The organism is Pontibacter burrus (assembly GCF_010686685.1).
Classification (GTDB): Bacteria; Bacteroidota; Bacteroidia; order Cytophagales; family Hymenobacteraceae; genus Pontibacter; species Pontibacter burrus.
This window is the reverse complement of sequence record NZ_JAAGWD010000001.1, coordinates 203,764-225,707: the sequence shown is the minus strand read 5'-3', so window position 1 is coordinate 225,707 and position 21,944 is coordinate 203,764. Positions and strand designations below refer to the sequence as shown.

Genomic DNA, 21,944 nt, shown 5'->3' with positions numbered 1-21,944 from the left:
GCGACTGGTTAAGTATAGATGCCTGCATGGACAAAGGCGGGAGCTACGTTTATATTTAAAACAGAACGCAGATTTTGGAAGATAAACCTAAAAATACAGGCAGGGTATTCGATGCAGATGTGCTGAAACGGCTCTTCGAGTTTGTGAGGCCCTACATACGCATTTTCTACTTCATCGTATTCCTGACTTTTGCCTCAGCTATACTTGCCGCCGTACGTCCTTTCCTGATCCAGTACACTGTAGATAACGAAATTCTACAGAACGACTGGCAGGGCCTGAACAAAATGTTCGTGATACTGGCTGTGTTGCTTGTGGTGCATGCTATAGTTCAGTATTTACATACCTATTACGCCGGCTGGCTGGGCCAATACGTTGTCCGTGATATCCGGGTAAAACTATACCGACACATCTTAAATCTCCGGCTTAAGTTTTTCGACCGCACGCCCATCGGCACACTGGTAACCCGTAACGTGTCCGATGTGGAAACGCTGTCGGATGTATTCAGCGAAGGTTTGGCTGCTATGATCGGTGATATTCTGCAGCTGGTGTTTATTCTGGGCTTCATGTTTTACATCGATTGGGAGCTGGCGCTTGTCAGCCTTTCAACCTTCCCGATCATGCTCATCAGCACCTACATCTTTAAAGAAAAGATAAAAGAAACTTTCCAGGAAGTACGTACGGCTGTGGCACGCCTTAACTCGTTTGTGCAGGAGCATATCACTGGCATGAGCATCGTGCAGATCTTTAACAACGAGAAGCGCGAGATGGAGAAGTTCAAGGAAATCAACAAAGAGCACACCCGCGCCAACATCCGGTCTGTATTATACTATAGCATATACTTTCCGGTAGCCGAAATTATTGGTGCGGCTGGTTTGGGCTTGCTGGTGTGGTACGGCGCTCATGGTGTGATTGACGATGATACGTCGCTGGGTACGCTGATGGCCTTTATCCTGTACATCCAGATGTTCTTCCGTCCGATACGCATGATCGCTGACCGCTTCAACACCCTGCAGCTAGGCGTAGTAAGCACCGAGCGTTTGATGAAGCTGCTGGATAGCAAAGAGATGATTGCCGACAACGGAAACTATGCGCCTGAGAAGATAAAGGGCAACGTAAAGTTCGAGAACGTATGGTTTGCTTATAATGATGAAGAATGGGTGCTGCGCGATATTTCCTTTAATGTTAAGGCTGGTGAAACGGTAGCTTTTGTAGGTGCCACCGGGGCCGGTAAAACATCCATCATCAACCTGCTAAACCGCTTTTACGAGATCAACAAAGGGCACATTATAGTTGACGGGCACGACATAAAAGAATATGACCTGAACGTGTTGCGCCACCACATTGGCGTAGTGTTGCAGGATGTGTTCCTGTTCTCCGGAACTATAGCCGACAATATTAGCCTGGGCAACAAAGCCATTACCGAAGAGCAGATGTGGCGCGCTGCCGACCTGGTGGGTGCCCGCAAATTTATAGAACGTCTGCCGGGTGGGCTGCATTACCAGGTAATGGAGCGCGGCGCTACCTTATCGGTGGGCCAGCGACAGCTTATCTCGTTTGTGCGTGCTATGGTTTATAATCCGGAGATCATCATCCTGGACGAAGCCACCTCCAGTGTTGACTCTGAAACCGAAGAACTGATACAGTATGCTATTGACCAGCTGATGCATGGCCGTACCTCTATCGTTATTGCGCACCGCCTGAGCACCATCCAGAAAGCAGACAAAATTATAGTGCTGGACAGGGGCGAAATAAAAGAAGTGGGCAATCACGAAGAGCTGCTGCGCCATAACGGGTACTACGCCCAGCTATACCAGATGCAGTATAAGAACATGATCAATATATGAGCAGGAAATTTTTAATCGCCATAGGTGTTATTATGGCATTTATGGTGGGCATTTATGCCTTCGTGGGTGGTTTCAGCGAACCTAAAGTGCTGGTAACAACATCAGAGCCGCTGCTGATTGCAGGGCAGCCTTTTGAGGGTACAGTAAGCGACGAAGCTTTTGGTAATGCCTTTCAGAAAGCGGCAAAACTGGTAGCGGAAAACAAACTACAGGGCGGCCTTGGCAACGTGTACTATAATAACCCGGAAACCAAAAGCGACTCAATTAAAGCCTTTATCGGTGTAGTTATTCAGGATTCAACTATAGCTCTGCCAGAGGGGTACGAACTGCTGCGTGTGCCGGGTGGCCGTAAAGTAGTGCACTCCGAAATAAATGCCCATTACATGATTGCACCCGGCAAACTATACGACAACCTGTTTGAGTACGCCGAAGCGAATAACCTGCAACTGGAGAACTTTTACGTAGAGTGGTTCCCGTCGGAGCGCAAAGCGGTAGTGGAAGTGCCTGTAAAAGAATAACCTTGCAACTATAGAATAATCGGGTATATTTGGTAGGGCTAACTAAACTATAGCCGCTATACTTTGGGCAAAAAAGCAGACGTAAAAAAAGAGCTGATCCTGGAGGCAGCCAAATCCGTGTTCGGGAAAATGGGCTATAGCAAAGCCACCCTCGACGATATTGCCCATGCCATTGGCCTGAAAAAACCTACGCTGTACTACTATTACAAAAGCAAGGAAGTCCTTTTTATAGAGGCTTTCTCGCAGGAGTGGAAGGATAGTTTGTACCGCATCAAAAAGATTGCCGAACAGGAGCCCGACCCGCACCAGCGCCTGCTGTTATACATCCGGTCATCGTTGCGTTACTACCAGGAAATTGTAACACAGCACACCATTTCCATAAAAGTACTGATCGAGACGCGCAGCCTGTTTCAGAAGCTTTTTGCCGAATCCAGGGCTAAAGAAACCAACTATTACGCTTCGGTGATAAAAGAAGGCATTGAGAAAGATGTGTTCATTCCCTGCGAAGCTGACCGTGTAGGCTACTCCATGATGGTTGTGAAAGACCTGATTCAGTTCGATGAATTTGAGCGTTCCTTTTATCAGCAATTACCCACTATAAACTTCGCCAAAATAGAGCAGGACGTGCTTTTTACCATCTCGCTTATACTAAACGGTATCTTGGCCCAAAAACAACTATAGCCTATGCGCAACTATAGTTTTCTTCTGCTTATTGTGTTTTGCCTGTTTTTGGGGTGTGGTTACAGAACGCCTAATTCGGTTTATATTGGAGCTTCCAGCGCTAAAACTGGTTTATACAACGGATGGGGTGTTCACTATAACATGCCAGGGAGCTTTCAGGAAAGTAAACTTATCAGGTGGCGTAGTGTAAAATGGGAAGATGCACGCAACCTAACTAAGGAAGAACTAAAAGCAGAAAGGCAAGAGCAGTTCGCAACTATGATGAAGGTTATAGTTGATAATAACCCGGACAATGTTCCTTTTAACTATGCACCCGGTGGTTTATTTATAGGGCCACTGCGACTCTTCTTCGATGAAACAGCAGTCGCAAACATCCATTGGCAGGAATTTCTGCATTACATAAAGCAGGACTCTTCAGCTGCATTTTACCGAAGCATGTTGCCAGACTCTACAGTTATAAGGCTAAACGAGCGTGATCATTTTCGCTATGATGATCTAGGGTTTGAGCTTCGTGGCGGCAGAAACGTTAATTATACGGTGGTTGGCGAAGATACTACTTTCCATCAGGTGTCTGGGCAAATACCAGTAGATTCTATTTACTATCGGCACCCTGAATACCTGTATTACCCTATTGTTGGTGTGAGTTACGAGCAAGCCGTGGCGTATTGTCAGTGGCGTTCTAAGGTTGTTACAAGTTTCGTTAATTCACTTCCCAAAAGAAAGCAAAAAGTAAAGGTAACCTACAGGCTGCCAACAGAACAAGAGTGGGAGATAATTGCTTCTGCCGGAGTGGATAAGAATAGATTCCCCTGGAGTACAGCTACGGATGCAACAGTAAAGTATAAAGTAAATCCTAAGGCAGCAGCTTTTATAGCTAAAAAGATAGTAGATGCTAAACCTGTTGCACAAATAACGCAGGATTTAAAGGAAACAGAAGTACACGATCTGCCAATAAATGTAAAGCGCCCGTTGCCATACTTTTTACAGTTCCGGACGCCAGCTTATGTATATGGCGGCATACCAAATGATTATGGTGGCTACCACGTGCTGGGCAACGTAGCCGAAATGGTGGCTGAGAAAGGTATAGCCAAAGGTGGCAGCTGGAAAGATGAGCTCAGCACCTCCAAAATAACTGACAGGCAACTATACACCACTCCATCCGATAAGGTGGGCTTCCGGTGCGTTTGCGAAGCAGAATTGTTAAAGTAAAGGCACTAGTTACCGTTTCGCTTTTTCTGAGCGGTGTCAGCAGTAAGCAGCAGGGCTAATACAAGCAGGAGTAATTTATTCAGCTTCAGATGCTTTTGCTTTAAATTCTTCCAGTTTTGCCATCAGTGCATCCACATCAGGGCGGTGGCCTTTGGCAACTTCTGCGGCATCCAGCTCAATCAGCATGTTCTTCATTTGTTGCAGATAGGCCGCTTTGTCTTTTTTCAGGCAGTTTTTAGGTGTGTCGTGGCAGTCGCCATTTTCGCCTTTGGGTTTAAACATGCTGCCCTCGCCATAAATAAGCCATTGCGGGTTCAGGTCAGGGAAATTTTTTACAATAGCTACCAGCTCATCCAGCACAATGTTGCAGCCGTTTATAATGTTGCTCAACGTTTCTTCGTTACTGCCGGTCATTGCCTTCAGGTCTTCCATTTCCAATTCGTTCAGGTGCGTGTAAAACCTGAATCTTTTGCCGATTTGCTGTAAGTCAATAGCCATATATAGTAAGTTTAGAGGTGAATGTGATAATGCTATACGTAACTATAACAGAATTTGCCCTAAAAAATTCCGACAATAACATAACGGCATAATTATATCCGATAAAACAGGCCAGTAAACCTGTGACTCTGCAGGCCTTATAGTTGATTTGAGACAGGCGGAACAGCAGTTATGAGGACCAGGAAGAGCAATTAGGAACTATAGCTGAAGCTAAAAAGTAACAACGAAACTATAGAACTGCAGCTACAGCGGAAAAGCCCCCCTTTCAAGGGGGTAGGGGATGACTGACAGCAACTATACAACTATAACTCAACTATAGCATAAATAGAAATCCCCCTCTTGGGAGGGGCAGGGGTGGGTTATAGCAGCGGCCTGATTTCCCAGTAACTAAGATCCTTCCAGGATGGCAAAGGAAAAAGTAGTGCGTGCGGCTAACGGTAAGGGGCAGCAGGCGTGGTTTGATAACCGTAACTATAGAACGAAAGCTCAAGCTACAGCCAAAGCCAAAGATTCCCCACCTTAGACAAGGAGGGGTTAGGGGTGGTTGGACCACAGTAACTATGAAACTATAGCTAGCGCAATTGCCTGTCCCTGCCGGGCCAGTTGAGTTGCAAACTCAATCCTATAGTTAGACTTAGGTTGCAAACCCGCGCCAGCTAATAAATATCAGCGAGCAAACTATAGAACTATAGCTCAATCCTGAAAATCCTGATTCAGACAACTACCCAAGCTCCTCAGTTTGTAATTGGCGTTCATACAGCTCTTTGTACAAGCCTTTCTCGCGTATCAGCTCATCGTGTGTGCCGTGTTGTACAATCTCGCCATCATCCAGCACCAGAATTCTGTCTGCCAGTTTTACCGACGATACCCTGTGCGAAATGATGATAGACGTACGGTTCTGCATAATGCGGCGAAGGCTATTCAAAATAGCATTCTCTGTCTTCGTATCAACCGCCGACAGCGAATCGTCCAGAATCAGGATGCGTGGCTCGCGTACCAGTGCCCGGGCAATAGATACACGCTGCTTCTGCCCACCTGATAAGGTAATGCCGCGCTCACCAAGCTTGGTTTCAAACTTTTCCGGGAAGCGCATGATGTTCTCGTACACATCGGCATCTTTGGCGGCCTGTACCATTTGTTCTTCAGTTATAGCTGGTAGGCCAAACCCAATGTTATTGCGGATAGAGTCGGAGAACAGGAACACATCCTGTGGCACATAGCCAATCTGGCTGCGCAGGCTCTCTATGTTATAGTCGCGCACATCCACACCATCTATCAGAATACGGCCATTGGTTACATCGTACATGCGTGGCAGCAGCGTGGCTACCGTACTTTTTCCGGAGCCAGTATTGCCTATAATGGCCAGCGTTTCGCCATGGCGTATGCTGAACGACACATTTTTGAGCGCATGAATGTTGGTATCCGGGTAAACAAAATCAACATGCTCAAAGCGGATGTCGCCCTGGATCTCTTTGCTGATGTTTTCACGGGAAACAATGTCGTTCTGGGTGTGCAGAAACTCGTTGATACGCGCCTGCGATGCCGCCGCGCGTTGTACCAGACTGGCCGTCCAACCTAATGACGTAACCGGCCAGGTCAGCATGTTCACATAGATGATGAACTCGGCAATGTTACCTGTGGTGATGCTGCCGTTTATAACCTCTTGGCCGCCAATGTAAATGGTAATAATGGTGCTCAGGCCAACCAGGAACAGGATAAGCGGAAAGAACAGTGAGTTTACAAAGTTCAGATCCAGCGATTTCTCTTTATACGTATCGCTTGCTTTGGTAAAATTATGATGTGAATCGTCTTCGCGTACGAACGATTTCAGCACCCGGATGCCTGAGAATGCCTCCTGCACAAAGGTGGTGATGCCTGAAAGGCTGCGTTGTATCTCATCGGATTTGCGCTCGATGATGTTGTTTACATAATAAATACTGATGGCCAGTATAGGCAGCGGAATCAGCGTATACATGGTCAGTTTCACGTTCACCGACAGCATGTACGGGATCACCATCACAAACAATACCACCAGGTTTAGCCCATACATAATGGCCGGGCCAAGGTACATGCGCACGCGGCTCACATCTTCCGATATGCGCGACATCAGGTCGCCGGTGTTGTTTTTGCGATAAAAGCTGAGGGGCAGGCTCTGGTAATGGGCGTAAATTTCGTTCTTCAGGTCATTCTCAATCAGGCGGCTCATAACAATGATGGTTTGCCGCATAAAGAACAGGAACACGCCGCGCAGCAGCGCCATTATCAGGATAATTACCCCGTAAACCAGTATGCTTCTCGCGAAAATATCATATACCATGCCCTGTTGTGCCATTCCTTCGTACAGCCTGTGCAGACTGATTCCCTCCTTTATCAGGTTAAAGGCATAGCGCACCACCTGGGCTGGTAAAATCTGGAAGAAGTTGGAAATAATGATAAATACTAGCCCCAGCAGGAGCCTGTATTTATACTTGAGCAGGTATTTATTTAAGTAGCGTAACGATTTCACAATTAGTAATTAAAGCCACAAAGCTTTTACGAGAAGATACAGAGTACAAATTGAATTAATGAAAAAAAGAATTAATTTTGCAGCGCAAAAGGGAATATACTACACTCTTCGGCACAAAGATAGGATAACACTAAACCAATTTCATAAATGGTCGAAATTAAAGAAGTAGAACTGAAGAAAGATACATCATCTATCTTCGGTCAGATTTCAGAATACAACCACGAGAAAGTTGTTTTCTGCCATGACCACGATACTGGCCTGAAGGCAATTATCGGTATTCATAATACAGTATTAGGTCCTGCACTGGGTGGTACACGTATGTGGTCTTATGCATCTGATGCAGAAGCGCTGAACGACGTGCTGCGCCTTTCAAGAGGTATGACCTACAAAGCTGCTATCTCTGGCCTTAACCTGGGTGGTGGTAAAGCGGTTATTATCGGCGATGCCAAGAAAGATAAATCAGAAGCTTTAATGCGCCGTTATGGCCGTTTTGTAAAGAATCTGAATGGTGCTTACATCACTGCTGAAGACGTAGGAACCACTACAAAAGATATGGAGTACATTAAAATGGAAACAGATCACGTAGCCGGTTTACCTGAAGCTGTAGGTGGTAGCGGCGACCCTTCGCCTGTAACTGCTTACGGTACTTACATGGGTATGAAAGCTGCTGCTAAAAAAGCTTATGGCTCAGACTCTTTAGAAGGTAAGAAAATCTCTGTACAGGGTGTTGGCCACGTAGGTGGTTACCTGGTAGAGCTGCTTGCCAAAGAAAATGCTCAGATCTTCATCACCGACATCTACGAAGACCGTCTGCGTGAGATCTCTGGTAAATACGGCGCTAAAGTAGTAGGCATGGATGAGATATATGACCTGGATGTAGATATCTACTCTCCTTGCGCGCTGGGTGCAACTATAAACGATAACACCATCAGCCGCCTGAAGTGCCAGATCATTGCAGGTTCTGCTAACAACCAGCTGCGCGATGAAGATATTCACGGCCCAGCTCTGATCGAGAAAGGCATTATCTATGCTCCGGATTTCCTGATTAATGCGGGTGGTCTGATCAACGTTTACTCTGAACTGCAGGGTTACAACCGCGAGAGCGCTTACTCTCAGACAGAGCGTATCTATGGTTATACACTGGATATCTTTGAACTGGCTGAGAAAGAAGGTCTGCACAACCAGTTGGCTGCCATGAAGCTGGCTGAAAAGCGTATCGACAGCATCAGCAAGATTAAGGCTAAATACTAAGCCTGATCCGATAATGAATAAATAAAAGTAAAAGTGCTGCAGTACCTGTGGCACTTTTGCTTTAAACACGTACCATCCTTATTGTGTTATAGGCAACCTGTTTTGCAGTTTGCGTATAAACCCGGCACTTGGTGCAGAAAAACTTTACAACTACAACTCGTTCTTTATAAAAAATTATGCTTAACCGCAGAACACTACGCATTAAGGCCATGCAGGCAATTTACGCTTACATGCAGGCCGAAGGTTCTGACTATCTGCTGGCACTGGACCAGATAGGAGAAGATTTTGCACCCGATCTTAACACGATGGAAGTGCAGGATAAAAAACTGCTCGAAGGACAAAAGCAGATCGCAACGCTGCTTTTTAAAGAGTGGTACGAGAAGCGCCAGTTCGACCCTGAAGATGCAGAAAAAGTGATCATAGATGCGGTAAACCGGGCAATTGTAAGCTACCAGAACCAGGTCAGAAAAGACTTCCGCTTTTATCAGAACCAAATGCTTACGGCCGTAGAGCGCATTTACGACCATTACCTGGCCAACCTGCAACTGCTGCAGGTACTCAACAACCTGGTAGAGGAAGAAGAAGCTAAACGCAGCAGACGCTTTACCGAAGCCAAAGGCCCGGATGTTAAACAATTCCTGCGCAACCAACTGGTGCAGCGCATCCTCAACAACAAATCTTACCAGCAACACATCATTCGCCGCAACATTAGCTGGGGCTCGGATGTTAGTGAAATAGCGCAGGTTTACAAGAACGTTCTGAAGCAGGACGAAGTGTTTTTAAGCTACCTGCAAAACCCTTCACCAACGCTTACAGACGACTTTGAGCTGGTAAAACATATTTATAAAAACATTATCTTTAAAGAAAAAACTTTACAATCTTTGTTTGAAGAGCAGGATTTAAACTGGGCCGAAAACAGAAGTATTGTGAAGAGCCTGGTAAATAAAACCCTGAAAATGTTTGGCGAAGAAGCCGACGGCGACACAACAGAGATTGCGTTGCTGGACCTGTCGCCGAACTGGGAAGATGACAAAGCGTTTTTTGAAGAGCTCTACGAACAGACCCTGCAGGAAAGCGAAAAGTACGAGGCGATGATTGCAGCCAGTGTGCAGAACTGGGATGTAGAACGTGTAGCCTTGCTCGATAAGATCATTCTAAAGATGGCTCTCAGCGAAATGTACATTTTCCGCAGCATACCAGTTAAGGTTACCATCAACGAGTACATCGAGATCTCCAAACTATACAGCACTCCAAAAAGCAAGCAGTTTGTGAACGGCGTGCTCGATAAAATGGCACAGGAGCTCATAAATAAAGGCGAAATACGCAAATCAGGCCGCGGACTGATCGATAATAAATAAGTTTAGTTCCGGGCTTACCACAACACCGAAATTACCGTAAGGAAAACTGAATAATTAGAATCCGATATATAAGCATACAACTATGGGTAAGAAGACAACCGCCATGCTGGCTTTTGTATCAGGTGCCGCAGTAGGAGCTGCCGCTGGCATACTATTCGCCCCTGAAAAGGGCCAGGAAACACGTAGCTGGCTTAGCTACCGCTTAGAGAAGTACCGCGACACTTTATCAGACCTGCTGGAGCAACTGGTAGCTAAAGGTGAAAATGTACCAACGAGCGCCAGAACTGAAGGACAGCGCGTAATTCAGGACGCCAAAGACAAAGCTGAAAAGCTGCTTGGCGATGTGGACTTACTTATAAACGAGATAAACAGCAGGAAAGAACTATAGTACATGAGACAGATAACACTTATTCCGGGCGACGGGATAGGCCCTGAGATCACCGAAGCTGTAAAAGCTATCTTCAGTGCTGCCAACGTACCGGTTACCTGGGAAGAAGAAAACGCAGGCCAAACTACTTTTGATGCTATCGGGGAGCTGATACCGGCTACACTGATCGCTTCTTTGGAAAAAAACAGAGTTGCTCTGAAAGGCCCGATCACCACACCAGTGGGCAAAGGCTTTAAAAGCGTGAACGTGCAGCTGCGTCAGAAATTTGACCTGCACTCGAACGTAAGACCGGCGAAAACTACCAAAGGACTGGCCACCAGGTTCGATAATGTGAACTCGGTACTGTTCCGTGAGAACACCGAAGGGCTGTATTCTGGCCTGGAGATGTTTGATGAGCGCCTGCAGATCTCTGATTCGGTTGCGCGCATTACCCGCACCGGTTGCCAGAAAATTATCCGCTCGGCATTTGCTTACGCTGATAAGCATGGTTGCAAAAAAGTAACAGCTGTGCATAAGGCCAACATCCTGAAAAGCGCTGGTGCTATGTTCCTGGGTGTGTTTAACGAAATAGCAAAAGAGTACCCGCATATTCAGGCCGATGACAAAATTGTAGACAATATGTGCATGCAACTGGTTGTAAAACCAGAGCAATTTGACGTTATTGTTACCACAAACCTGTTCGGCGACATAATTTCGGATATTTGTGCCGGTCTGGTTGGCGGACTTGGCGTAGTAGCCGGGGCCAACATTGGCGACGACATGGCAATATTTGAGGCCGTACATGGTTCGGCTCCGGATATTGCAGGCAAAGGCATAGCGAACCCTACGGCATTACTGCGTTCAGCTATTATGATGCTGCACCACATCGACCTGAAAGACGAGGCGTACATAATAGAAACGGCACTGGATGCCACGCTGGCTAATAAAGAAGAGTGCACCGGTGACCTGGGGGGCAAAGCGAGTACCATGGAATTTGCTCAGAATATCATTGCTAAACTATAATACCATAATCAGACGTTACTTATAGTATGAAAAAGAACCTGATATTTACATTTGCAATGGCTGTGGCCCTGATGGCTACCAGCTGCAACCAAGCTTCAAACACCACCGATGCGGCAGCTGAGGCTGATGTAACGGCTGCTGCTCCTGCTGCCGAAGCAACTATAGATAACCCGAATGTAGCTACTGTTGAACAAACAGCAACGCCTGTTGCTAACACCAACGCGCCGGTAATGACATTCAAAGAAACAGTTTATGATTTCGGAACAGTAAAGCAGGGCGAAGTAATCAACCATACATTCACTTTCACCAACACAGGTAAAGAGCCACTTATTATCGAGAACGCTTCGGCCTCTTGCGGCTGTACAGTTCCTGAGTGGACTAGAACTCCGATCGCTCCTGGCAAAACAGGTGAAATAAAGGTTGAGTTTAACAGCACAGGCAAGTTCGGGCAGCAGGCGCCAATGGTTACCATCCGCGCTAATACTGAGCCAAACATTACGCAGGTATCTCTGAGAGGTACTGTAGAGGCTAACACTATACCAACTGCAGGTGCAGATGGTCCAGTAAGAAGAAACTAATATTACCCTTATCACATACTAATGCAAACCATACTCTTACAAGCCGGACAAGACGGAGGTATACTTCCTCAGTTACTGATGTTCGGAGCGATCATCCTTGTGTTTTATTTCTTCATGATCCGTCCGCAGCAGAAAAAGATGCGTGACCAGAAGAAGTTCCGTGAAGAATTAACCAAAGGAATGAATATAGTAACTATAGGCGGCCTGCATGGCAAACTTGTTAGCCTTGATGATGATACGATAACGTTGGAAGTAGATAAAGGTGTACGCCTTACTTTCGACAAGACTGCTGTGTCGATGGAAGCGACAGCAAGAGTTAATCAGCAACCAAAGAGCTAAGAACCGTTGCCGTTTGAAGGAGTCAGAAATATAGTTATATGGTTTTTGAAGCCATTCAGGCCACAAACAAAGCAGTACTGGCGAGTAGTGCTGCTTTGTTTTGTGGCGGCTTCTACTTTCTGGCTGCTTAATGCCCTCAACAAGAGTTACTCAACTCAGACTACTTACCCCGTAAAGTTTGTTTACAACGACCAGCAACTGGTACCGATAAAGCCCCTGCCCGAAGAAGTGCAGGTGAACGTAACGGCAAAAGGCTGGAAGCTGCTCCGCAAAGCACTTCGCCTGGAGGTGCAGCCTGCTGAAATCTTTATCCGGAACCAGCCCAGAAACAATTACCTGTTAGGTTCGGCGCTTCGCCCGGCACTGGTAAATGCAATGGATGGTCTGCAGCTTAACTTTGTGGTAACCGATACGCTGCATTTTAACTTTGATGCCAAAAGCAAGCGAACAGTTGCCTTGCAGCACGATCCGCAGCAACGCATTGCAGCAGAAGGCTACGAAATAGTAGGTCCGGTCACCTTTAATCCGGATTCTATTACCTTTACTGGCCCTTCTACCATCATCAATAGTTTCCCGAACCCTTACTTATTACGCGTACCTAATACAGGATTAACTGCCGCTACCAAGTTAGAGGTGCCTGTAATGTTCGCCTCGCCAGAGTTGGTAAGTGTCAGTAAAAACGAGGTGGTAGCTACCATAAACATTAAAGGGCTGGTACGCGAAGAAAGGCAACTGGTACCTGAGATGGTAAATGTACCCGAAGGAAGGAGCTATACTGTCAGGCCGCAAGTGATACTGGTTCGCTATCAACTGTTCGAGGATTCTGTAGCATTGCTTAACCGTGAATTATTTAAAGCGGTGGTAAACTTTGCCAACTATAACCGTCAGGACTCTACGGTAACAGCCGAACTGGTGCAAAAGCCGGTGGGCGTACGCCGCATTACACTGGAGCCGCAACGCCTGAAGGTCATTCCGCAACAAGACTAAGCTTATGCTGAAAATTGGCATTACCGGCGGCATAGGAGTAGGCAAATCTATAGTTTGTAGACTGTTTGCAATACTTGGTATACCTGTATACGATGCTGATACCCGCGCCAAATGGGTGATGCACAACGACCAGGCCCTGAAAGAGGAGTTAACTGAAGCTTTTGGCCCGGAAGCTTATACCGAAGCCGGCGAACTAAACAGAACCTACCTGGCTAAAACAGCCTTTCACAATCCTCAGAAGTTAGAATTGCTTAACAGCCTGGTACACCCGCACGTGGGCAACGATTTTACAAACTGGGTAGAAGCTAACCAATCAGCACCTTATGTGCTGAAAGAGGCAGCTCTGATGTTTGAATCAGAATCATGGCGGCAGATGGATGAAATTATCGTTGTGTCTGCTCCGTTGGATGTACGCATCAAACGCATTCTGCAACGCGACCCGCACCGTACTCAGGAGGATGTAGAAGCTATTATAGCGAAGCAGCTGGATGAGGACGAGAAAATGGTTCGGGCTCAGCACATCATTTATAACGATGATAAACAACTGTTAATACCGCAAGTATTGAAGCTGCATGAGCAATTCCTGTCTAAAGTATAACTCACATTTGTCATCCTGAGCGTTAGTCGAAGGATATTATATGTCCTAAAGTAGTTACTCATTTGTCATTTCGAACAAAGTAAGAAATCTATTACAAACTATAGTTGAAGTCATCGTCCTATAGCTAACTATAGTTGCTACTCGATACAAGCAGTTCGTTCTATAGCCACCTCATATCCCGAGAGCTCTACTTACCTATGGTTTCAATCGGGCTTTGGTGCGCTCACGGCCGCGGGGCCCCGTCTTCGGGCATCGCGCGGTGTACATTTCTTTTGCTCCTATCGTCACAATGCCTGACGGCACCAGAAATCTACAAGGCGCTCAACCCAAAGACTGAGATCGCTCGATAGCTACGTTGCTTATAGTTTGATTAGCTATAGTTGCATCGCCTTTCCGTGGTAGAAGTTCCTTGTGTCAGGCTGCGCCTGCCTGTTCGTGGACTGAAACTATTGGATCATAGTTGAAACTATAGCTGTAGCAGTTAAAGCTCCCCTCCTTGAATAAGGAGGGCAGGGGTGGTTTGACAATCTTAACTATAGCACTATAACCTCAATTATAGCAATAGCAGAAAAGTATCCTTCGAAGGGGGTAGGGGGATGACTCACGGAAACTATAGAACAATAGCCCAAACTATAGCAATTGTCAAAACTCCCCTCTTGGGAGGGGTAGGGGTGAGTTAAAACCAAGCACGGCAACTATAGAACTATAACTCCAACTACAGCAGCCAAATCTCCACACCAAAGCCGAGCCTTGTTTACAAGCAAATGGAAATCAGGGAATTATACTATAGCTTGAGGTGAGGCGTTAAACTATAGGTTAACAGTGTGAGAGGTGCGCAGAGCAGAAAAGTATGGACATAAAAAAAGGACAACTTTTGAGTTGTCCTTTGTGGGGCGTACTGGATTCGAACCAGTGACCCCCTGCTTGTAAGGCAGGTGCTCTGAACCAGCTGAGCTAACACCCCGTTTTATCGTTTCGTTGACCTGTTGTCCCCGTTTGATGATGCAAATATGGGGCGTTTTTTTGTAACTGCAAAACAATTCGAAAAAATTTGTTAAAATTTTTTTCTGACTTGCCGGAGCTATTGCTCACCTGTAATTACTGCTGTACCTTTATCTTTTGTAAGATGCTTAAAATCTGATAATTCTCTTGAAGCGAATCGGTCTTGTTAAAAAAGTGCTATTTTACTTAACGGCTGCAGTAGTAGCCGTAGCAACTATAGCCTTTGTGCTGGTTTACACTTACCAGGACAAGATCATCAGCCTGTTCGTTACCGAAGCCAACAAGCACATTGATACAAAAGTAGAAGTAGGCACTATTTCGCTTTCACTGTTCGATAAGTTTCCGCAGGTGGCTGTCTCGCTGGATCAGGTGAATGTGGTAGAGGCTATGCCGGAGAGTGAGGAACCGCTGGGCAAACTGAGCAAGCTATACTTTACCTTCAGTATCTGGGATGTGCTGCGCGGCAAGTACAACGTAAACGAACTATACCTCGAGGACGGTGCCATTTATGTAAAAGTGCTGAAAGATGGCAGCGTGAACTATAATATCCTGAAAGCAGATACCACTGCTACAGAAGATAGCGACTTCGCTTTTAACCTGCAGCACATCTCTCTGAACAGGGTAACCCTGCACTATACCGACCAGCAGCAGAACCAGTCCTATGAGGCGGATGCACACCAACTACAGGCAGCATTAACTATAGCTCCGGAAACGATAACGATAAAAGCTAATGGCGATGCGACTATAAACACCATAAAGCTCAACAGCGGTGAGTATTTTAAAGAGAAGCGTGTAAACCTGCAAACTTCACTGGCCATCGACCGCAACAACAAGCAAATAAAGCTGGAGCCATCGGTGGTGAAAGTAGAGAATGCTGCTTACGACGTTGCTGGAACTATAAACTATGCCCAGACCACTGAGCTCGACCTGAAGCTGGAAGGCAAAAACACCAGCATACAATCTATGCTGAGCTTGCTGCCGCAGCACATAACCAAAGAGTTTAGCCAGTACAGGTCTGATGGCGATGTATACTTTAATGGTGTAATTAAAGGTAAAGCATCCTCAAAACATAACCCCGAAGTCACCTTTAGCTTCGGTTGCCGCAATGCTACGTTCTATCACCCGGATGTAAAGCAGCGCCTGGAGAAACTGAGCTTTGAAGGCAGCTTTACCAACGGCGACCGGCAAACAGCATCTACCTCCGAACTGGTGCTCCGGAATCTGAAAGGCTCGCTCAACAACAGACCTTTCTCCGGTAACCTGTCTTACAAAAACTTTAAGAATCCAACTATAGCTTTTGATGTGGAGGGCAAGGTAGATGTAGCTTATGTGCTAGGCCTGTTGCAACTGGAGCAAGTGCCCGGTGGTAGCGGTCTGGCTGATGTTAAGATCGCGTTTGCAGGCAATTTCAATGAGTTTAAAGCAAAGCCGGGAAACAATACAGTAAATACCTCCGGAGACATAACGCTGCACAATGTAAGCCTGAACCTGCGCGACCTGCCCTTGCCGGTAACCGGTATGCACGGCAACTTTATGTTTAAGCGCAACAACGTTGCCGTATCGGATTTTAAGGGCAAACTGGGTGATTCTGATTTTGTGCTGAACGGCATGTTTAATAACGTAATGGCCTGGCTGTTGCTAGATAACCAACGCCTGATGGTAGATGCCGACTTCAGCAGCAATTACCTAAACTTCGACCAGCTGCTGAGCGAAAAACAGAACACACCGGCCAGTGCACGCAAAAGCGAATCGGGGTACCGGTTAGAGGTTTCGCCTAACATGGCTTTTAATTTAGAAGCTTCTGTTAAAAAAATGAAATTCCGGAGGTTCAAAGGGGAAAACATAAAAGGAGCAGTAACGCTGCGTAACCAGGTTATTACATCACCAAACATTTCGTTTAAAGCTGTTGGCGGCGATTTTGCTGTGCGCGGTAGCATGGATGCCCGCCAGCGCAACCACATAAAAGTGAGCACAGCTAGCAAACTCAACAACATGAGCGTAGACAGCCTGTTTTATGTGTTCGAAAACTTTAACCAGAATTTTATAGTTGACCGCCAGCTACGGGGCAGCCTGACAGCCAACATTATTTCCGATGTGTACCTCGACAGCCAGCTAAACCCGAAAACGAACCTGCTGCAAGCCGAAATAGAAGCTGTGATCCGTAACGGGCAGCTCATCAATTTCACACCCATGCAAAAGCTATCGGTGTTTGTAAAGCGTTCGGAACTGGCTAATATGAAGTTCTCGGAGCTGCGTAATAACTTCTATATTCAGGAGCGCACTATTTATATTCCGGAGATGGATATCCGCACTAACCTGTCGCCGTTGCCTTCTGTGTCTATTTCAGGAATGCACACGTTTGACCAGGACATGGACTATAAAATAAAGATGCCTGTTTTCCAAAAGCGCCGCCCGGACAAAGACTCTTTTTTTGGGGTGGTGGCCGAAGACCCGAATGCGGGCAATAGCATGCTCTTCCTGACACTGAAAGGCAAAGAAAACAACTTTAAACTTGCTTACGACGATGATCGGGTACGTGCCAAAATTAAGGACGACCTGAAACAGGAAGGGCAGGAGATCAAACAACTTCTGAAAGGCAAAAAACCGGTTAAAAAGGAAAAAACCGTTGAGCTGGCAGAAGGCGAATACTTCGACTTTAATTAACCCGCTTTCTAAAGCCTTATAGTCACCTTTTCCGTTATAGAACTTCTTTTATGCCTTTTACCCAGGCAGGCTTTGCCAATAGTTTTGATACAACCTAGAATAAACTCATAAGCTACCTGCGCCAGAGATTCATCTAACTATAGCCATCTAGGTCTATCTATTTTGTAACACAGGCTACCCATTGGCTATAGTTTAAGCTGGTTGCAATTGTACCTTATATAGTTGCACCTATATTATTCTATATTGTAAAAATAATATTATTTGTTTGCATTAAATTAATGCATGTTTACTTGTTTAAATAGGTGGTATAACGAAAAAATTATAAATAAATTGTAACTATAGCATTGTAGGTGCGTTAATCAAATCAAAACTACAATTCTTGAGCGAAAAGTGGTTTTGTAGGGATAAGGTTTTATTTAGTGATGGGATCCTGTTTAGGTGCAAACACCAGGGAACCTGTAACGTCTGATGTAACACAGACAAAATAAGATATAAGGGTGAAAAAAAAGCCGGAGCTTCTCCGGCTTTTTTATTTATGGTCAGGCAAGGTCGGTTGCCTTTTCTGTTGCTATAGTTTGTGCGGGGGCTGTTTTGGGGGTTTGCCCGGTTGTCTGCATAAACACACTCTGGGTAGGAGCGTAGTTTGCCCCGTGCCGTTCTATCACTTCCACTACTTTGTAAGTGATCTCCTCTTTTATTTTCAGGTACTCTGCCCAGTCCATCGACTCCACAAAATACAGCACCATAATGTTTTTAGAAGCCGGCCCTATCGTCTGGAATCGCACCACACCATCTTCGTTTGTGTTTGGATGGTTATCAATGTACTGTTGCAGCTCCGTGGCAATAGCCCTGATTTGTGCAGCTGTTGTGTCCAGGGTAAGCGGCACCTCGTACTGTACTCTCCGGAAGGTGCGCAATGTAAGGTTGTTGAGCGGCTTATCGATCATGCTCTTGTTGGGCACCGTTACAAAGGATTTCTCCAGCGTACGGATTCGCGTACTTCTGAAACCGATCTTTTCTATCGTTCCCGTAATGCCATCTACTTCTACCAGGTCGCCTACTACAAACGGATGATCCAGGAAGATGGTGAAGGATGCCAGCAGGTTCTCTAAGCTCTCTTTGGCTGCAAAGGCAAGTGCCAGACCACCCACTCCCAGACCAGCCACCAAACCGGCTACATTAACCCCGAACACAGTGCCCAGTATTACCAGAAAGGCAAAAATAACGACCAGGATCTTTGTAAAATCCCGGAAGAAAGGCACCAGCTGCTCATTCAGTTTGGATGATGGATGCTGTAAGGTACGATGCTGGAAGATGAGGCCAATAAAGTCCACGAAACGCATAACCACCCACGCCAACGCTACAATCACGAACACCTGGTAGGTGCGGAACATGAACGTTTTTATGAAATGGTCACCTTTGCGGATCTCAGTTGGGTCGAGCGGGTATTTAAGCGCCTGGAAAGCAAAATACAGGAACAACAGGAACAGGATTACCTCCAGCGGCTGTATAAGCAAACGCCGGAACTCGGGCAGATTGTCTTCGTGCGAAAAGCGTTTTACAATCTTAAATAAAACAGAAGACAACAGCCGCGAGAGTAGGGTTTTAAAAATAAAACCAAACAGCAGAATGCCTGCAAACCATAGGTAATTCGAAACCGCATTACCCAGGAAACTATAGTTCAGAATTTCTCTCCAAGCGGTGTAATCCATATTATAATAACTGACTTAGCGCAATTTCAAAAGATGTTTTCGCGATCTCTGTTTTGCCCGGGTTTTTAGCATGCGACTTTACAAGGGCATTGGCTATAGTTGCGGAAATGTCTGAGAAGATAGCCCCGTCAGAGATTTCTACTTCGTTCTCCATCAGGTAAGCAAATACACGCGCCATGCCGCAGTTGGCAATAAAGTCCGGTATAACGGCTATGTTCTGGTCAGCAAACTCACCGGTTGCGCCAAAGAATATTTCCGGATCATGGAACGGTACATTGGCACCGCACGAGATCACTTCCAGTCCGCTGGCGATCATACGCTCAAGCTGCTCTCTGGTAACCAGGCGTGATGCTGCTGCCGGAATAAATATTTCAGCGTTAACAGACCAGATCTGATCGTTTATCTCTTCAAAAGAAAGCATGTTTTCGGCATACAAGGTGTTGCCCTGGCGGTTCAGGAACAGCTCTTTTACCTCTTCAAAACTATAGCCTTCGGTATTGATAAGCCCGCCTACACGGTCGATGATACCTACAATTTTAGCACCGTTGGCAGCCAGGTAATAAGCAGCAGCAGCGCCTACGTTCCCCCATCCCTGTATGATGGCTCGCTTGCCTTGTAGCTCTCCACCCCAGATGTTATAATAGTGGCGCACAGCTTCGGCAACACCGTAACCGGTTATCATATCGGCAACAACATAACGGCGCGCTGCAGATGGCGTGTATGCTTCGTCTTCAATTACTTTTTTAACGCCTTCGCGCAGCTGGGCAATTCTGTTGTCGCGCTGTGCATCGGTGGCATGGAAGTGGCCGTTCACAACGCCTTCCTGCGGGTGCAGCAAACCGTATGCTTCCGTAATCGGAATTACCTCGTGTATCTCATCAATATTCAGGTCGCCGCCGGTGCCGTAGTAATTTTTCAGTAACGGAAATACCGCTTTGTACCAGCGCTCCAGAACGCCACGTTTGCGCGGGTCGGCCGGGTCGAAGTTGATGCCTGACTTAGCGCCGCCAATTGCCGGACCGGACACGGTAAACTTAACTTCCATGGTTTTAGCCAGCGACTCTACCTCGCGCTTATCCAGGCCTTTGCGCATGCGTGTACCGCCACCGGCAGCTCCGCCACGCAGCGAGTTGATCACTACCCAGCCTTCGGCTTCGGTTTCGGCATCTTTCCATTCAAAAACTATTTCAGGTCTTTTATTCTCGAATTTGGCGAGTAAGTCTTTCATGTTGGTTTATGTGATTCGGGTTGTGGTGCAAAGGTACAAAATAACTATAGAGCGTACAGGCTAGCCCATATAAATGGCTCCACCCACGCTGTTGCGGCTGGCTCCGGTAACAGTTTGCAGGCTGTTTACTTCATTGCGCCAGCGCAATACTCCTAAAAAGGCAAATACCAAGGCTTCCTTAAACGACACAAGTTCCGGGGCTGGAACTTCTATACGGTAGCCATTGCCGGCATACTTTTGCAATAAGGCTATTAAGTATGAATTAAAAGCACCGCCGCCAGTTACTAACACTTTCTGTTTATAGTTGGCTGGTTGCAGGGCATTGGCGATCTGCTGCGCGATATGGTGGCAGGTGGTGTGAAGTTTATCTGCTATAGTTGCGTTGCTCTCGGCTAAGGTTTTCAGGCTATGCTCCAGCACCCACTCTTTGCCCAGCGATTTGGGGTAAGGCGCTGAAAAATAGGATGGGACATTCAGCTGTTGCAGGAGTATAGCATCTAATTTGCCACTTTGGGCAAGCCTGCCATCTTCATCATAGCTAAAGCCGGCCTGGTTAGCGAGCGTGTTCAGCAGCATGTTGCACGCCGATATATCATAAGCAATGCGCCGGCCGTTATGGTTAAACGAGATGTTGGCAATTCCTCCCAGGTTCAGGCAATAGTCATAGTCAGCGAAAAGCAGTTCATCTCCGATGGGCACCAGGGGAGCACCTTGTCCGCCTAGGGCTATATCCAGCGTTCTGATATCGCAGATAACCGGTAACCTGGCATGGGCTGCCAAGTAAGCGCCGTTACCGATCTGCAACGAAATATGTTTGTCGGGCTGGTGAAAGATGGTGTGCCCGTGCGATGCCACGAAATCGGGCTGTATGTTGTGGCGAACTATAAACTGACGAACCTGCTCACCCATGTGTTGTCCGAAGGCATGGTCCAGCGCAACCAGGTTTTGGCCGGCGGCAGTCTCTGCACCCCGGAGAGAGTCAATCCAATAGTCGCTGTAAGGTAGTGTTTCAGCATTAAGTATATTATATATCCAATTTTTGGTTTTATACGTAAGCCTACAATATGCAATGTCAAGGCCATCTAGCGATGTGCCCGACATTAAGCCGATCACATGATAAGTATTCATGTAGCGAAGTTAGAAAAATGATGTAAAAAGACATCAGCCAAATAACGTAAGCCTCGTATATATCTTATTATGAATAGGATAGTTAAATAATGTAGAAACTGTTAGGTATAATTATTAATTATGAAAAGTTTGTTATCTCGCATCGAATCAAAGAAGATAGATAAGGCGGCTGCCATGCTGAAAGTGTTAGCTCACCCAAAACGGCTGGCTATAGTTGACCTTCTGGGCAAGGAAGAGAAAATGACTGTAACTGAGATATATAAGTATCTGAATCTGCCGCAGGCCATTGCCAGTCAGCACCTGATTACCCTTAAAGATAAGGGTGTGCTTTCCTCGTTTAAAGTAGGTACAAAAATCTACTACTCGCTTTCAATCCCTAAACTCATTGATGTAATAGATTGCCTGGAAGAGTGCTGTATTGACATTTAATCAGGCATTTCCTATCAAGTCAGT

19 protein-coding genes and 1 tRNA gene are annotated in these 21,944 nt (G+C 46.2%); 14 read left to right on the top strand and 6 right to left on the bottom strand.

What is annotated here, in order from left to right; translation table 11 throughout:
* Positions 1 to 74: 74 nt before the first annotated feature.
* From GXP69_RS01130 to GXP69_RS01115, 4 genes are all read left to right on the top strand, one after another.
* Positions 75 to 1,844: an ABC transporter ATP-binding protein gene (locus GXP69_RS01130; protein WP_163911247.1), complete on the top strand. Its 1,770-nt coding sequence runs from the start codon at positions 75 to 77 to the stop codon at positions 1,842 to 1,844.
* The gene (locus tag GXP69_RS01125; protein WP_163911244.1) at positions 1,841 to 2,362 is read left to right on the top strand and encodes a GyrI-like domain-containing protein; all 522 of its coding nucleotides are present in this window, start codon (positions 1,841 to 1,843) and stop codon (positions 2,360 to 2,362) included. Before GXP69_RS01130 ends, GXP69_RS01125 begins: the two co-directional genes overlap by 4 nt.
* A 63-nt stretch (positions 2,363 to 2,425) precedes the next feature.
* A complete protein-coding gene (locus tag GXP69_RS01120) occupies positions 2,426 to 3,043 on the top strand; it encodes a TetR/AcrR family transcriptional regulator (RefSeq protein WP_163911241.1) in 618 nt (205 codons plus the stop codon).
* A 141-nt stretch (positions 3,044 to 3,184) separates the two neighbouring features.
* Positions 3,185 to 4,252, top strand: coding sequence for a formylglycine-generating enzyme family protein (locus GXP69_RS01115; protein WP_163911238.1), 1,068 nt, complete (start codon positions 3,185 to 3,187; stop codon positions 4,250 to 4,252).
* A gap of 75 nt (positions 4,253 to 4,327) precedes the next feature.
* Here the strand turns inward: GXP69_RS01115 and GXP69_RS01110 are convergent, their stop codons facing one another.
* Positions 4,328 to 4,750, bottom strand: coding sequence for a hypothetical protein (locus GXP69_RS01110; protein WP_163911222.1), 423 nt, complete (start codon positions 4,748 to 4,750; stop codon positions 4,328 to 4,330).
* 721 nt (positions 4,751 to 5,471) lie between these two features.
* Positions 5,472 to 7,256, bottom strand: coding sequence for an ABC transporter ATP-binding protein (locus tag GXP69_RS01105; protein ID WP_163911219.1), 1,785 nt, complete (start codon positions 7,254 to 7,256; stop codon positions 5,472 to 5,474).
* Positions 7,257 to 7,403: 147 nt separating this feature from the next.
* On the opposite strand from GXP69_RS01105, the gene GXP69_RS01100 reads away from it, so the two are divergent.
* The 8 genes from GXP69_RS01100 (at position 7,404) to coaE (ending at position 13,757) form a co-directional block, all read left to right on the top strand.
* Positions 7,404 to 8,507 (top strand): Glu/Leu/Phe/Val family dehydrogenase, encoded by a 1,104-nt coding sequence (locus GXP69_RS01100; protein WP_163911216.1) that lies wholly within the window; start codon positions 7,404 to 7,406, stop codon positions 8,505 to 8,507.
* Between the two features lie 176 nt (positions 8,508 to 8,683).
* The gene (nusB, locus tag GXP69_RS01095) at positions 8,684 to 9,865 is read left to right on the top strand and encodes a transcription antitermination factor NusB (protein WP_163911213.1); all 1,182 of its coding nucleotides are present in this window, start codon (positions 8,684 to 8,686) and stop codon (positions 9,863 to 9,865) included.
* 82 nt (positions 9,866 to 9,947) lie between these two features.
* Positions 9,948 to 10,253 (top strand): YtxH domain-containing protein, encoded by a 306-nt coding sequence (locus GXP69_RS01090; protein ID WP_163911210.1) that lies wholly within the window; start codon positions 9,948 to 9,950, stop codon positions 10,251 to 10,253.
* A 3-nt stretch (positions 10,254 to 10,256) separates the two neighbouring features.
* Positions 10,257 to 11,255, top strand: coding sequence for an isocitrate/isopropylmalate dehydrogenase family protein (locus tag GXP69_RS01085; protein ID WP_163911207.1), 999 nt, complete (start codon positions 10,257 to 10,259; stop codon positions 11,253 to 11,255).
* A gap of 26 nt (positions 11,256 to 11,281) precedes the next feature.
* Positions 11,282 to 11,833 (top strand): DUF1573 domain-containing protein, encoded by a 552-nt coding sequence (locus tag GXP69_RS01080; RefSeq protein ID WP_163911204.1) that lies wholly within the window; start codon positions 11,282 to 11,284, stop codon positions 11,831 to 11,833.
* A 21-nt stretch (positions 11,834 to 11,854) separates the two neighbouring features.
* Positions 11,855 to 12,172, top strand: a complete 318-nt coding sequence (yajC, locus tag GXP69_RS01075; RefSeq protein ID WP_163911201.1) for a preprotein translocase subunit YajC — start codon at positions 11,855 to 11,857, stop codon at positions 12,170 to 12,172.
* A gap of 45 nt (positions 12,173 to 12,217) precedes the next feature.
* Positions 12,218 to 13,159 (top strand): YbbR-like domain-containing protein, encoded by a 942-nt coding sequence (locus GXP69_RS01070; RefSeq protein ID WP_235925521.1) that lies wholly within the window; start codon positions 12,218 to 12,220, stop codon positions 13,157 to 13,159.
* A 4-nt stretch (positions 13,160 to 13,163) separates the two neighbouring features.
* Positions 13,164 to 13,757: a dephospho-CoA kinase gene (gene coaE / locus GXP69_RS01065; protein ID WP_163911196.1), complete on the top strand. Its 594-nt coding sequence runs from the start codon at positions 13,164 to 13,166 to the stop codon at positions 13,755 to 13,757.
* Between the two features lie 889 nt (positions 13,758 to 14,646).
* Here the strand turns inward: coaE and GXP69_RS01060 are convergent.
* Positions 14,647 to 14,721 (bottom strand) — tRNA-Val (locus tag GXP69_RS01060).
* A gap of 185 nt (positions 14,722 to 14,906) precedes the next feature.
* Here GXP69_RS01060 and GXP69_RS01055 point away from each other — a divergent pair.
* On the top strand, positions 14,907 to 17,423 hold the full coding sequence (locus tag GXP69_RS01055; protein WP_163911193.1) for an AsmA-like C-terminal region-containing protein: 2,517 nt from the start codon (positions 14,907 to 14,909) through the stop codon (positions 17,421 to 17,423).
* A 539-nt stretch (positions 17,424 to 17,962) separates the two neighbouring features.
* On the opposite strand, the gene GXP69_RS01050 is transcribed toward GXP69_RS01055, so the two are convergent.
* The 3 genes from GXP69_RS01050 to GXP69_RS01040 are packed head-to-tail and all read right to left on the bottom strand — an operon-like array spanning position 17,963 to position 21,491.
* Positions 17,963 to 19,135 (bottom strand): mechanosensitive ion channel family protein, encoded by a 1,173-nt coding sequence (locus GXP69_RS01050; protein ID WP_163911190.1) that lies wholly within the window; start codon positions 19,133 to 19,135, stop codon positions 17,963 to 17,965.
* A gap of 1 nt (position 19,136) precedes the next feature.
* Positions 19,137 to 20,363 (bottom strand): Glu/Leu/Phe/Val dehydrogenase dimerization domain-containing protein, encoded by a 1,227-nt coding sequence (locus GXP69_RS01045; protein ID WP_163911187.1) that lies wholly within the window; start codon positions 20,361 to 20,363, stop codon positions 19,137 to 19,139.
* A 60-nt stretch (positions 20,364 to 20,423) separates the two neighbouring features.
* Positions 20,424 to 21,491 (bottom strand): anhydro-N-acetylmuramic acid kinase, encoded by a 1,068-nt coding sequence (locus GXP69_RS01040; protein ID WP_163911183.1) that lies wholly within the window; start codon positions 21,489 to 21,491, stop codon positions 20,424 to 20,426.
* A gap of 120 nt (positions 21,492 to 21,611) precedes the next feature.
* Between GXP69_RS01040 and GXP69_RS01035 the strand changes: the two genes are divergently transcribed.
* On the top strand, positions 21,612 to 21,920 hold the full coding sequence (locus GXP69_RS01035) for an ArsR/SmtB family transcription factor (protein WP_162347343.1): 309 nt from the start codon (positions 21,612 to 21,614) through the stop codon (positions 21,918 to 21,920).
* Positions 21,921 to 21,944 lie beyond the last annotated feature (24 nt).

What these genes read in the sequence shown, in the direction of transcription:
- GXP69_RS01125 (WP_163911244.1), top strand. Translation starts at nt 1,841, where the DNA reads ATGAGCAGGAAATTTTTAATCGCCATAGGTGTTATTATGGCATTTATG.
- GXP69_RS01115 (WP_163911238.1), top strand. Translation starts at nt 3,185, where the DNA reads ATGCCAGGGAGCTTTCAGGAAAGTAAACTTATCAGGTGGCGTAGTGTA.
- GXP69_RS01110 (WP_163911222.1), bottom strand. Translation starts at nt 4,750, where the DNA reads ATGGCTATTGACTTACAGCAAATCGGCAAAAGATTCAGGTTTTACACG.
- GXP69_RS01100 (WP_163911216.1), top strand. Translation starts at nt 7,404, where the DNA reads ATGGTCGAAATTAAAGAAGTAGAACTGAAGAAAGATACATCATCTATC.
- nusB (WP_163911213.1), top strand. Translation starts at nt 8,684, where the DNA reads ATGCTTAACCGCAGAACACTACGCATTAAGGCCATGCAGGCAATTTAC.
- GXP69_RS01090 (WP_163911210.1), top strand. Translation starts at nt 9,948, where the DNA reads ATGGGTAAGAAGACAACCGCCATGCTGGCTTTTGTATCAGGTGCCGCA.
- GXP69_RS01085 (WP_163911207.1), top strand. Translation starts at nt 10,257, where the DNA reads ATGAGACAGATAACACTTATTCCGGGCGACGGGATAGGCCCTGAGATC.
- GXP69_RS01080 (WP_163911204.1), top strand. Translation starts at nt 11,282, where the DNA reads ATGAAAAAGAACCTGATATTTACATTTGCAATGGCTGTGGCCCTGATG.
- yajC (WP_163911201.1), top strand. Translation starts at nt 11,855, where the DNA reads ATGCAAACCATACTCTTACAAGCCGGACAAGACGGAGGTATACTTCCT.
- coaE (WP_163911196.1), top strand. Translation starts at nt 13,164, where the DNA reads ATGCTGAAAATTGGCATTACCGGCGGCATAGGAGTAGGCAAATCTATA.
- GXP69_RS01050 (WP_163911190.1), bottom strand. Translation starts at nt 19,135, where the DNA reads ATGGATTACACCGCTTGGAGAGAAATTCTGAACTATAGTTTCCTGGGT.
- GXP69_RS01045 (WP_163911187.1), bottom strand. Translation starts at nt 20,363, where the DNA reads ATGAAAGACTTACTCGCCAAATTCGAGAATAAAAGACCTGAAATAGTT.
- GXP69_RS01040 (WP_163911183.1), bottom strand. Translation starts at nt 21,491, where the DNA reads ATGAATACTTATCATGTGATCGGCTTAATGTCGGGCACATCGCTAGAT.
- GXP69_RS01035 (WP_162347343.1), top strand. Translation starts at nt 21,612, where the DNA reads ATGAAAAGTTTGTTATCTCGCATCGAATCAAAGAAGATAGATAAGGCG.